Raw genomic sequence first — 11588 nt, forward strand, 5'->3', positions numbered from 1 at the left:
GCGACTTTAACTGGTTTGGCCGGCAACGCATACTCTGTCTCTGGCGAGCCAGGGGGTAGCATGCACAGACTGATAGAGACCATTGACCAGCGGCTGGTGGCCCTGTTGTCCCAGCTGGCCGCCGGACTGGATGCTCCTCCGGGACACCGGCTGCGGCTGGAGGGACTCATGGAAGCGGCGGTGCTGCTGGAAATTGCCAGCGCGGCGGAGTTGCGGGCACTGCTGGAGGGGCGCTACCGGGAAGCATTTGGCCGCTCACTGGAGGACGATCTGGGCGAGGACTGGCTGGCGTTTTTTCCCTTTCCGCAGATCCCTGCCATGGCCCGCAGGGCGCCTGTCTTTCCGAGTACCCGGGATGATCTATAATGCCGGCGTCAGCAAGGGGAACCGGTTGTGAAATACGAGGAATTCAGGCGCGAATACCTGGTCGGCGGGCTGGAGCGGGAGATGCTCGCGGACTGCCCGATCGAACAGTTTGAATGCTGGCTGCAGCAGGCCGTGAGCAGTGACATCGCCGATCCGACGGCCATGGTTCTGGCTACCGTCGATGAGACCGGCTGCCCCTGGCAGCGAATCGTCCTGCTCAAGGGTGTCTCCACCCGCGGCTTCGTGTTTTACACCAATTTCAGCAGCGCCAAGGCCCGGGCCATCGCCCACAACCCCATGGTGTCGCTGCTGTTCCCCTGGAACATGCTGGAGCGGCAGGTGATTGTGGCCGGTCGCGCCGAGCGCATGTCGACGGCGGAGTCCGCACGCTATTTTCTCAGCCGGCCGCGGGAGAGTCAGCTCGCGGCGTGGGCCTCCAAGCAGAGTCGGCCGATTTCTGCCCGCTCCCTGCTGGAGGCGCAGATGAACTCCCTGAAGGAGAAATTTGCCCGCGGCGACGTGCCGGTCCCGGATTTCTGGGGCGGCTACCGTGTGCTGCCCGAGCGCATGGAGTTCTGGCAGGGTGGCGCCCATCGGCTGCACGACCGCTTTCGCTACTATCGCGAAGACACTGGCGGCTGGCGTATTGAGCGCCTGCAGCCGTAAACCGGTAAATCAGACACAGGAGCAGGGCAACGAAATGATTGAACAACAGCAATTGGTGGGAACCTGGCAGCTTGAGTCCTGGTCGATTGGTTTCTCCGACCGCGATGAGATCGGCAACCCCTTTGGCGAGGACCCGCGCGGCCTGCTGCTCTACAGCGAAGATGGCTGGATGAGCGCATCCATTTGCCGGCATGACCGGGCCCGATTACCGGAGGACGAAAGTCCCCGCAAGCTGCCGGACGCGGTCAAGGCTACCGCCTATAGCAGCTATTTCCACTACGCCGGCCGCTACCGCGTGATCGACGGTGATGTGGTGCACTATGTGACCCAGAGCCTGAATCCCAATTTCCCCGGCACCGAGCAGCTGCGGCACGCCGAGCTGGATGGCCAGACCCTGGTGTTGAGCGGCAAGGATGAGGTGCGCGGTGTAATCCGGTACCACACCCTGGTCTGGCACCGGGCGCCGCAGACCAGCCACGCCGCGACTTGATCAGCGGGCCCGGCGCTGGCTGACATAGCGCGGTTCACTGGCGATGCCCAGCAGGCGCCGGCGGATCATGTCCAGCCCGGTGGCGGCCACCATGGTCTGGAACAGGCTGCGCTCCACCGGCCACTGCAGGCAGCTGGTCTGCAATTGGTCAGCGCTGCCCCAGGCCAGCCACACCGTGCCCACCGGCTTGTCGGCACTGCCGCCATCGGGCCCGGCGATCCCGGACACGGCAATGGCATAGTTCGCCCGGGAACGCTGCAGGGCGCCCAGAGCCATTTCCCTGACCACTGCTTCGCTGACCGCGCCGTGCGCTGCCAGGGTTTCCGGGCGCACCCCCAGCACCGCGGTCTTGATCTCGTCGGCATAGGTGACAAAGCCGGCGTGAAAGCCCGCGGAGGATCCCGGAATACGGGTCAGCATGCTGGCGATGAGGCCGCCGGTGCAGGACTCGGCCGTGGTGAGGGTCTCGCCCTGGTCCTGCAGGAGTTCCAGCACCCGGGCGGCGAGCTGGGTGTCCCCCTCACCGATGATGTGATCGCCAAACAGCGCCCGCAACTGCTGTTCACACTGGGCCCGCAGCGGCAGGTTGGCCGCGTCGCTCACCGCCAGCTTGATCTCCATCTGCGGCGCGCCGGCGCGGAAACCCAGCTCCACCGCGGCGGGCCAGTCCGGCAGGGCATCGGCGATCATCTGCTGCGCCGTGGACTCCCCCAGGCCAAAGGTCTGCAGGCGCAGGATATGGCGCTGGGCGGGCCGCGCCAGGGCTCGCCCCAGGTCGTCGATGATATTGTCCAGCATGCGCCGCAGCTCCCCGGGTACGCCCGGGGTACAGAGGACGCGGCAGTGGCCAATAGTGAGTTCGAAGCCCACTGCGCTGCCCACCGGATTGGGGATTACCCGGGCGCCCGCCGGCAGCCAGGCCTGTTTGCGGTTGGCGGCATTCAGCGGCAGGTTGCGGCGCGCGCACCAGTCCTGCAGATGGGCCAGGGCTGCGGGGTGTTCAGCCAGCTCCACGCCGGCCGCGGCCGCCAGCACCTCTGCGGTCAGATCGTCCACCGTGGGGCCGAGGCCGCCGTTGATGATGACGGTATCCGCCTGCGCGACCATGGCCAGCAACTCCGCGCACAGCAGGTTGCTGTCGTCGCCCACAGTGACCTTGCGGTAGACCCCGAGGCCAATCTCCGCGAGGCGCAGCGCGATCATGGCGGAGTTGGAGTCGACGGTATCGCCGCTCATGATTTCATTGCCGGTCAGCAGCAGCTGCACCTGTGGTTCGCTTTGCACGCTTGTGTTCCTGCAGAGAAGGGAGGTCCAGTGTAGTGCCAATGCTTTTCCCGGGGCAAAGTGCTATTTTTGCCACCTCCATTGAGCAACAGGCGTCCCGTGCAGGTGAGAGCAACTAGCCGATGACCCGTTACTGTCCGCAATGTGGCGCCATCCTGGCGCGCAACCGGGTCGGTGGCGAGCTGCGCAATCACTGGCGCTGCACGGCCTGTGGGCACATACACCGCGACCACCCCATGATCGTGCTGACCACGTTTGTTGCCTGCGGCAAGCGTCTGTTGTGGGTACAGCGGGCCTTGCCGCCGAAGGTGGGCGCCTGGGCGATCCCGGGCGGCTTCATGGAGCTGGGCGAAACCCTGGCGGAGGGCGCCGCCCGGGAGCTGCGGGAGGAGGCCGGAGTGGTGCTGCCGGCTACCGAGCTTGAGTTCTACATGATGGGCACGATCACCTTCATCAACCAGATCTACGTCGCCTTTCGCGCCCGGGTCCCCACCGAGGAGACCTGCGCCGGCCGCGAATCACTGGCCTGTCGCTACTTTTCCCGCGAGGAATGCCCCTGGGACGAGGTCGCCTACCCGGAGGTGAACGATGCCATCATCCAGGCCTATGACGATCTCGAATCCGGCACTTTTGCCATCTGGCACACGGAGATGACGAAGGCCCAGTACCAGCGCCACAAGGTCCGCCAGCAGTCCTGAGTCCGGGGCATGCCACGGGCAACTATGCTACCCTGCGAGGCTCCTCCCAACCCGCAAATGGACGGTATTCATGGCGTTACTTCCCGAGGTGGAACTGGTCACCGATGAGCAGAAGGTCAGCTACGGCTTCGGCCTGCAGTTCGGCGACCAGCTGCTGCGCAACCGATTCGAAGGGCTCGACCTGCAGGCGGTCATGGCGGGCATGCAGCACTGGTATGAACAGCAGCAGTCCCTGCTGGCCGACGGCGAGTTGAACCCCAGCTACGAGGCGATCAAGGCCAAGCAGCAGGCCGCGGCCGACGCTGTCGCCGCCCGGCGCCAGCAGCTGGCAGAGCAGTTTCTGACCACCAATGCCGCCCGTTCCGAGGTGACCACCACCGCCAGCGGCCTGCAATATGAAGTGCTGGAAGCTGGCAGCGGCGCCAGCCCGGGCCCGCACAGTACTGTGGTGACCCACTATCACGGTACTTTCGTCGATGGCACCGTCTTTGACAGCTCGGTGCAGCGCGGCGAGCCCGCCCAGTTCGGTGTCCACCAGGTTATACCGGCCTGGACCGAGGCCCTGCAGCTGATGGGTACCGGCGCCAAGTGGCGCATAGCCTGCCCGCCGGCCCTGGCCTACGGCGAGCAGGGCGCCGGAGACAGCATTCCGCCCAATACGCCACTGGTATTCGACATCCACCTGATCGAAATCCGGGATTGAGGCGGGTGTCGGCCGCGACCATACAGTTGCCGAAGATCCTTCGCATCGGCGCCGGCGCCAGTCAGACCCTGGTGGCAACACTGCGGGAGCTGGCGTTGACGCGGCCCCTGCTGGTCACCGACCCCTTTTTGGTGCAGCAAGGGTTCAGCGAGCGTCTGCTGGCACCGCTGCTGGCGGCCGGTATCCCCTGCGGGGTTTTCGGCGACTGCGTCCCCGACCCCACCACCGACAGTATCGCCGCCTGCCTGCAGGTGCTGCGGGCGGGTGACTACGACTGCCTGGTGGCGCTGGGCGGCGGCAGCTCCCTGGATACCGCCAAGGGTGTGGCGGTGCTGGCGCTGCACGGCGGCGAGATGCGCGACTACAAGGTGCCCGCCAGCGTGGCCAGCGGTCTCCCCGTCATCGCCATTCCGACCACCGCCGGCACCGGCGCCGAAGTAACCCGCGCCGCGGTCATCACCGATACCGCGAACCAGGAAAAAATGCTCTGTATGGGGCTGGGACTGGTTCCCCTCGCCGCGCTGGTGGATTTCGAGCTGACCCTGAGCATGCCACACCGGCTGACTGCGGATACCGGGCTGGACAGTCTCTGTCACGCCATCGAAGCCTATGTCAGCCGCAAGGCCAACCCGTTCACCGACAGCATTGCCCTCGCCGCCATGCAGGGCATCAGTGAGCATATTCGCAGCGCCTGTGCCGAGCCGGACAACCGCACCGCGCGGGAGGCGATGATGCTGGCCGCCACCCAGGGCGGGATCGCCTTCGCCAATGCCTCGGTCACCCTGATCCACGGCATGAGCCGGCCGGTCGGCGCCCTGTTCCATGTCCCCCACGGGCTCAGCAACGCCATGCTGCTGGCCGAAGTTACCGCGTGGTCGGTGGGCCACGCCCCGGAGCGCTATGCCCGCTGCGCCCGCGCCATGGGCCTGGCGGCTGAGGACGACAGCGAGGCGCTGGCGCTGGAGAAGCTGGTGGCCGGCTTGCGGCAGCTGACGGCTGACTTGCAGGTGCCCAACCCCAGGGCGTGGGGCATAGCCGAGCAAGACTGGTTCGGTGCCCTCGGCACGATGGCGGCCCAGGCGCTGGCATCCGGGTCCCCGGGCAACAATCCGCGGCTTGCGGAGGCGGCGGACATCGAGGCGCTGTACCGCCGGGTCTGGGCGGGCTGACACCATTCACCGGGCCCCGGTCTATTAACCTGCCAGCTACCCAAGCCAGCCCGCTTTGGCTACACTGCGCGACCCGTTCCAGCAATCACTCCGGGAGACTCCTGCATGAAACGCGTTGTTTTCAACCAGAAAGGCGGGGTTGGCAAAACCAGCATTACCTGCAACCTGGCCGCCATCAGTGCTGCCCGCGGTCTGCGCACGCTGGTTGTCGATCTGGACGTGCAGGGCAACAGCACCCACTACCTGGTCGGCGAGATCGACGCCGATGCCTTCCCGGCGGAGGCCCAGGGCGTGGCCGGGCTGTTCAAGCAGACGGTGGGCTCGCGCAAGATGCGCAAAAACCCGGACTCCTTTGTCTGGGAGACACCCTGGGAAAACCTGTTTCTGCTGCCCTCCAGCCCGGTATTGACCCAGCTGGAAAAGGAGCTGGAGTCGCGCTACAAGATCTACAAGCTGCGCGATGCGCTGGAGAAGCTGGACGATGAGTACGACCGGGTCTACATCGATACCCCGCCGAACTTCAATTTCTACTCCAAATCGGCCCTGATTGCCGCCGATGCCGTCCTGGTGCCCTTCGACTGTGACAGCTTTGCCCGCCAGAGCCTGTACTCGCTGATGGAAAACATTGCCGAGCTGCAGGAAGACCACAACCCCGATCTCGAGGTCGAGGGGATTGTCATCAACCAGTTCAACACCCAGGCGCGGCTGCCGGGAGAGCTGGTGGCGGAGCTGGAGGAGGAGGGCTACCCGGTGTGTCGCACCTTCCTCAATACCTCGATAAAGATGAAGGAGTCACACCGGGAGCACCGGCCGCTGGTGGACATGGCGCCCAGCCACAAGCTCACTCTGCAGTTCCTCGACCTTTATGAGGAGCTTGAGAGCGGCCGCACCTAGCTGGGGGCGCGTAGCTGGGGGCGCCTAGCTCGGGGCGCGTAGCTGGGGGCGCCTGGCTCGGGGCGCGTAGCTCGGGGCGCCCAGCCGGCCGGCTCAGCTCTCAGGCAACAGGCTGCCGGCCTTCTGTACCGCGTCCACATACTCGTCCAGCAGCCGGTAAATCACCTGGCGGCAGGACTCCACGCTGTTGATCTGGCCGATGACCTGGCCGCAGGGGTTGAAAGCAACCTTCTGGCAATCACCCTTGTCGGCGTAAACCGCGGTGCGGCGGATGCCGTCCGAGGTCACCAGCCCCTGCAGGGGCATCCCCAGCGGCTCGGGCGTGTCGTCGCGGTCCCAGGCCTCGGTCCACTCGCTCTTGAGCATGCGGCAGGGCTTGCCGGTCCAGGAGCGGGAGCGCACCGTGTCCTCGCTGGTGGCCTTGAGCAGGGAATCTCTCTGGGCCGACTGGATATGGGCTTCCTCCACCGTGAGCCAGAGGGAGCCGGTCCAGACGCCGGCGGCGCCCATGGCCATGGCGGCGGCGATCTGGCGGCCGTTGCCGATACCGCCCGCGGCCAGCATGGGCAGGTCGCCGATGGCGTCGACAATCTGCGGCCAGAGCACGATCGAGCCGACGTCGCCGGTGTGGCCGCCGCCCTCGCCGCCCTGGGCGATTACAAAGTCCAGCCCCGCCTCCTTGTGCGCCACGGCCTGCTTGACCTTGCCGCAGAGGGCGCCGATCAGGCGGCCGGAATCCTTCACCTGCCTGATCTTTTCCGCCGGCGGCGTTCCCAGGGCGTTGGCGATCAGCTTGCACTTGGGCCGGGTCAGGGCCTCCTCCAGCAGGGGCGTGGCGGTGGCGTCGGTCCAGCCCATCAGGCCCATGGTCTTGCTGCCGTCAGGCCACTCCGGCACGCCGGCGTTGGCCAGCAGTTGCTGGGCGAATTCGATGTGCTCCTGCGGCACCATGGCCCAGAGCTGCTTTTCCATCTCTTCCGCGGACACGGCTTCCATGCCCTCATACTTCTGCGGGATGACGATATCGACGCCGTAGGGCTTGTCGCCGATGTGCTCGTCGATCCAGTCCAGTTCTTCCTTCAGCTGTTCCGGGCTGAAGCCGACAGCTCCGAGCACGCCAATGCCGCCGGCCTTGCTGACGGCGACGACCACATCGCGGCAATGGGTGAAGGCAAAAATGGGGTAGTCAATGCCCAGGCGAGCGCTCAGTGAGTTGGCCACGGGTTTCCTCCGGATACGGGTGCGGGTTGACAGTATTGTAGCTTGGGCTCCGGCAGGCAATGGTGGCAAAGGGCCAGCAAAACTGGCGCATCTGCTCAGCGTGCAGGCCGCGCCCGCGCATAACCTTATAAACCCAAGTTATTTGTCACTGCCGTCCTGATTCTTTAGAGTTCCCGATCTTTGACCATAACGGCAGCCCCGACCGCTCGTGAGTATTGACCTGAACAGCGCCAACGCCGCTCTCCGCGGGGCCAGTGCGACCGCCATCGTCCAGTGGGCGCTGGCGCTGGGCAAACCCACCATTGCAACCACCAGCATGGGTCGCAATGCGGCGGTCATGCTGCATCTGGTCAGCTCCGTAGATCCCGCGGTGCCCACCGTCTGGGTGGACACTGGCTACAACCTTCGCGACACCTACGTTGTGGCAGAACGGTTGATCCGGGACCTGGCGCTGGACATCCGCATCTACAGCCCGCTGATGACCTCCGAGCGCCGCAACGCGATCATGGGCGGCATACCGACAGTGGACGAAGCAGAGCGGCACCGGGATTTCACCCGCCAGGTCAAGCTGGAACCCTTCGCCAGGGCGCTGGCGGATTTGCAGCCGGAGGTCTGGTTTACCGGTATCCGGCGGGAAGAAACCGAGCACCGCAAGACCCTGGACATCGTTTCCGTGGATGACCGCGGGATTCTCAAGGTGGCGCCCCTGTTCTACTGGTCGGACCAGGACCTGGAACAGTACATGGCGCAGTATCAGCTTCCCACCTGCCGCCATTACTTCGACCCGACCAAGGTGCTCGACGGCCGCGAGTGCGGCCTCCACACCGCTGCCTAGCGGGGCGCCCGGCCAGGGGCGCCCAGCCGGGGGCGCCCAGCCGCCCCTGCAGCCAGGCTTGCATGGCGCTATAATCGGGGCAGGTCTGCCCACGGGGCAGGCCGGGAGGTTGCCATGGCACAAGTCCCCTGGTTGCGGGCTGCCGCCACGTTGCTCTGCAGCGTTTTTTTGATGGCCTGTACGACACTTGATGGCCCCGCGGTCGCCGCGAGCCAGCTGCCGCCGCTGGTTCATGAGGGCACACCAGTCACCCTGGCGGAAGTGGCCGCCCTCGCCCCCAGCCCCGATCTGCTTGCCGTGACCCCGGAGATGCAGGCGTTTGTGGCCCGCTATGCGCCACCCCGCGGGGGCACTCGCCAGCGCCTGCTGAACCTGCACGAGGCGGTCAAGGGGCCGGGTGCCCTGGGGGTGGTCTACGATCCTTTCGCCGATGGCACGGCGGCGACGGTGTTCAGGACCGGTACTGCCAATTGCCTGTCCTTTGCCCACCTGTTCGTCGCCCTGGCCCGGGAGGCTGGCCTGGACGCGCAATACCAGTGGCTGGAGGTGCGCCCGCAGTGGACGCGCCTGGGTGAGCGCATCGCGGTGCGGCTGCACGTGAATGTGATGGTGCGGATGCCCTCGGGCGAGCAGTTCATGGTGGATATCGATCCGCTGCAGTCGCGGGATATTGCCGCCTCCAGGTTGCTGGAGGACGCAGATGCGGCGGCGCTGGACCACAACAATATTGCCATTGAGGCACTGGCCCGTGGCGATCTGGAGGCCGCGTGGAGTCAGCTGGCGCGGGCCCTGCAGCTGAGTCCTGGCCTGCCCCCCCTGTGGGTAAATCTCGGTGCCGTGTATCGCCACGCCGGCCAGGTCCGGGAGGCCGAGTGGAGCCTGTTGCAGGCTCTGGCCATCGATCGCAGCGACCGTTCCGCAATGAACAACCTGGTGGTGCTATATGGTCAAATGGGCCGCGACGATGAGCGTGACTACTGGGTAGACCGGATCGACCGCCACCGCGACCGCAATCCCTTTTATCACGCCTGGCTGGGAGACAGGGCGGGCGAGGAGGGTGACTGGGCGGCAGCGTTGGAGCATTACCGCGTTGCGCTGAAGCTGCATCCTGATGATAGCGTGCTGCTCTACGCGACCGGTATCATCCACTTCCGCCTGCAGCAATACGCCGCCGCCGAGCGCCTCATAGAGAGGGCTATTGCCGCGGCCAGCCTGCGCAGTGATATTCATGGTTATCGGGCCCAGTTGGAAGTGGTCAGACAGCGCCAGCTGGCTGAGACTCAGCCTGCGGCCGGGTCGGGTGCTACCCGGATATAGGCCCGGCGGTCCAGTTTGCCTGCTGCCCGGGACAGGGCGTCCAACAGGTGCATCTGCCAGCCGTACTTGCGCCGCAGGGCGGCCAGGGCCCGGGCAATGTCCTCCGGTTGTTCGAGCAGGAAGGCCTGCGCCGCCAGCCGATCCCCGGTGATGCGACCGGTGACTGTGCAGGGCGCCAGCCTGGCCTCGCTGAAATTGCGCAACCGCTTTACCTTGCCGGCATCACCGGCGGAGAACAGGTAGTAGCCGCCGTCTCCGGGGGCAAACCAGACCGGGGTGGGCACGAACTCGCCGCTGCGTTTGCGGGTGGCGAAACTGACGTAGGCACCGCGCTCCAGGCGCGCAAGTAATTTGCTGTCCATGGCGTGTCCGGTGGTATCTTGTTGCACAATGCCATGCACGATAACAGAACTGCAGGAACAGGGAGTATGCATATGCGTGAATTTGGTTTCGAGTCGACTACCGCGGAGGTGATCGCCGGGCAGGACCTGAGCGGCCGGGTGGCGCTGGTTACAGGTGCCTCGGCCGGACTGGGAGTGGAAACGGCGCGCGCACTCGCGGGTGCCGGCGCCACCGTGTGGCTGCTGGCCCGGGACCGCGCCAAGCTGGATGCCGCGCTCGCGACTCTGCGGGCGGAGTCGCTGCCGGGGCGGCTGGAGTCCGCCCTGCTGGACCTGGCCGACCTGGATCAGGTGCGCGGCGCGGCGGAGGGGTTACTGGAAGCCTGCCCGCGGATTGATCTGCTGATCAACAATGCCGGCGTGATGGCTTGCCCCCACGGCGAGACCGCGCAGGGTTTCGAAATGCAGCTGGGCACCAATCACATCGGCCATTTCCTTTTCACCTGTCTGCTGTTGCCGGCCCTGAAGGCTGGCGCGGCCAACGGTCGTGAAGCGCGGGTGGTGAATCTGAGCTCCGCCGGGCACCGGTTTTCCGCGCTCAATTTCGATGATCCCAACTATCGCCAGCGCCCCTATGAGAAGTGGCAGGCCTACGGCCAATCCAAGACCGCCAATGTCCTGTTTTCGGTAGCGCTGGATGCGCGTACCCAGGGCGCCGGCGTGCGCTCTTTCGCGGTGCATCCGGGCGCTATCTCCACTGAGCTTGGGCGCCATATGGACAAGGAAGACATGGCCCGCATGGCCGCCAGCTTTCCCGGCGGCAAGATGGCCTTCAAGACCGTGCCCCAGGGGGCGGCGACCAGTGTCTGGGCAGCCACCGCGCCGGAGCTGGAGGGCCGTGGCGGGCTCTATCTGGAGGACTGCCATATTGCCGAAGCCGCTGGAGCGGACAGCCTCGGCGGAGTTCAGGCCTGGGCTCTCGACCCCGTCGCTGCCGATCGTCTGTGGCAGCTTTCGGAAGAATGGGTGGGGCAATCATCCTGTGGCAACAAGGCATAGATGCAGGGGAAGCGCGCGCTGGCAGGCATTCTCGGGTTGGTCCTGGTGCTGGCAGCGGGCGCTGTGCATGCGGACAGCCGGGAACAGATCGAGAGCAAGTCCAGTGTGGCTCTGACGGAATTGCGCGGGTTTGCACCGGGTTTGCAGAGGTTGCTGCGCAAGGCCCGCGCTGTGCTGGTGTTTCCCGATATCGTCGGCATGGGTTTTGGCACCGGCGGCCAGTACGGCGAGGGTGCGCTGTTCATCGGCGATGAAGCGGTAGCCTACTACGCTACTACCAGTTCCCTTCACCAACTTCCCGAGGGAGCCGTGCGCACCGCCAGGGTCATCCTGTTCATGACCGATGATGCGCTGGTGTCGTTCCGCAATACCGTCAGCTGGCAGATAGGGGTGCACGGGGAAGTGGATCTGGTGCAGGCGGCAGGCAACACAGTGCGTCTGGCACGTGCGGAACACCCGGTGCTGGCCCTTGGCTTTTCCAATCTGGGGCTGATGCCGGGCGTGAATCTGAACGGCAGTACCATCAACCGGATCGCTCGCTGAAC

Annotated in this window: 14 protein-coding genes; 11 read left to right on the top strand and 3 right to left on the bottom strand. The window is 65.7% G+C overall.

From position 1 onward, the window contains the following. The first annotated feature begins 60 nt into the window (after positions 1-60). From Q6D67_RS13060 to Q6D67_RS13070, 3 genes are read left to right on the top strand one after another with little or no spacing between them, the layout of a single operon-like run. Positions 61-366, top strand: coding sequence for a hypothetical protein (locus Q6D67_RS13060; protein WP_304706076.1), 306 nt, complete (start codon positions 61-63; stop codon positions 364-366). A 27-nt stretch (positions 367-393) separates the two neighbouring features. Next, positions 394-1032: a pyridoxamine 5'-phosphate oxidase gene (gene pdxH, locus Q6D67_RS13065; RefSeq protein ID WP_304706078.1), complete on the top strand. Its 639-nt coding sequence runs from the start codon at positions 394-396 to the stop codon at positions 1030-1032. Positions 1033-1066: 34 nt separating this feature from the next. Continuing rightward, on the top strand, positions 1067-1522 hold the full coding sequence (locus Q6D67_RS13070; RefSeq protein ID WP_304706080.1) for a lipocalin-like domain-containing protein: 456 nt from the start codon (positions 1067-1069) through the stop codon (positions 1520-1522). Here Q6D67_RS13070 and Q6D67_RS13075 read toward each other — a convergent pair whose 3' ends face one another. Further along, positions 1523-2806 carry a CinA family nicotinamide mononucleotide deamidase-related protein gene (locus Q6D67_RS13075; RefSeq protein WP_304706082.1) on the bottom strand — a complete coding sequence of 428 codons (1284 nt, stop codon included), beginning with the start codon at positions 2804-2806 and terminating at the stop codon, positions 1523-1525. Positions 2807-2928: 122 nt separating this feature from the next. On the opposite strand from Q6D67_RS13075, the gene Q6D67_RS13080 reads away from it, so the two are divergent. The 4 genes from Q6D67_RS13080 to Q6D67_RS13095 all read left to right on the top strand — a co-directional run bounded on the left by Q6D67_RS13080 (position 2929) and on the right by Q6D67_RS13095 (position 6270). Beyond that, on the top strand, positions 2929-3504 hold the full coding sequence (locus Q6D67_RS13080) for an NUDIX hydrolase (RefSeq protein ID WP_304706084.1): 576 nt from the start codon (positions 2929-2931) through the stop codon (positions 3502-3504). A 70-nt stretch (positions 3505-3574) separates the two neighbouring features. Continuing rightward, entirely contained in the window at positions 3575-4207 is a 633-nt protein-coding gene (locus Q6D67_RS13085; protein ID WP_304706086.1) for an FKBP-type peptidyl-prolyl cis-trans isomerase, read from the top strand. Positions 4208-4233: 26 nt separating this feature from the next. Further along, positions 4234-5376 carry an iron-containing alcohol dehydrogenase gene (locus Q6D67_RS13090; protein WP_304706088.1) on the top strand — a complete coding sequence of 381 codons (1143 nt, stop codon included), beginning with the start codon at positions 4234-4236 and terminating at the stop codon, positions 5374-5376. A gap of 105 nt (positions 5377-5481) precedes the next feature. After that, positions 5482-6270: a ParA family protein gene (locus Q6D67_RS13095; RefSeq protein ID WP_304706090.1), complete on the top strand. Its 789-nt coding sequence runs from the start codon at positions 5482-5484 to the stop codon at positions 6268-6270. Between the two features lie 93 nt (positions 6271-6363). Here the strand turns inward: Q6D67_RS13095 and Q6D67_RS13100 are convergent, their stop codons facing one another. After that, positions 6364-7491, bottom strand: a complete 1128-nt coding sequence (locus Q6D67_RS13100) for a nitronate monooxygenase (protein ID WP_304706092.1) — start codon at positions 7489-7491, stop codon at positions 6364-6366. Between the two features lie 208 nt (positions 7492-7699). Between Q6D67_RS13100 and Q6D67_RS13105 the strand changes: the two genes are divergently transcribed. Both Q6D67_RS13105 and Q6D67_RS13110 read left to right on the top strand, forming a co-directional pair. Beyond that, entirely contained in the window at positions 7700-8326 is a 627-nt protein-coding gene (locus Q6D67_RS13105; protein ID WP_304706094.1) for a phosphoadenosine phosphosulfate reductase family protein, read from the top strand. A 114-nt stretch (positions 8327-8440) separates the two neighbouring features. Next, positions 8441-9643 (top strand): tetratricopeptide repeat protein, encoded by a 1203-nt coding sequence (locus Q6D67_RS13110; protein WP_304706096.1) that lies wholly within the window; start codon positions 8441-8443, stop codon positions 9641-9643. Here the strand turns inward: Q6D67_RS13110 and Q6D67_RS13115 are convergent. Further along, positions 9607-10005, bottom strand: coding sequence for a PPOX class F420-dependent oxidoreductase (locus Q6D67_RS13115; RefSeq protein WP_304706098.1), 399 nt, complete (start codon positions 10003-10005; stop codon positions 9607-9609). The two genes, Q6D67_RS13110 and Q6D67_RS13115, sit on opposite strands and share 37 nt — an antisense overlap. A 72-nt stretch (positions 10006-10077) precedes the next feature. Here Q6D67_RS13115 and Q6D67_RS13120 point away from each other — a divergent pair, with 72 nt between their 5' ends. Together Q6D67_RS13120 and Q6D67_RS13125 are read left to right on the top strand one after the other, a co-directional pair. Further along, positions 10078-11043: an SDR family NAD(P)-dependent oxidoreductase gene (locus Q6D67_RS13120; RefSeq protein ID WP_304706100.1), complete on the top strand. Its 966-nt coding sequence runs from the start codon at positions 10078-10080 to the stop codon at positions 11041-11043. Further along, positions 11044-11586, top strand: a complete 543-nt coding sequence (locus Q6D67_RS13125; RefSeq protein ID WP_304706102.1) for a hypothetical protein — start codon at positions 11044-11046, stop codon at positions 11584-11586. It abuts the gene before it with no gap. Positions 11587-11588 lie beyond the last annotated feature (2 nt).

It is taken from the genome of Haliea sp. E1-2-M8 (assembly GCF_030649675.1).
Lineage (GTDB): Bacteria > Pseudomonadota > Gammaproteobacteria > Pseudomonadales > Halieaceae > Haliea.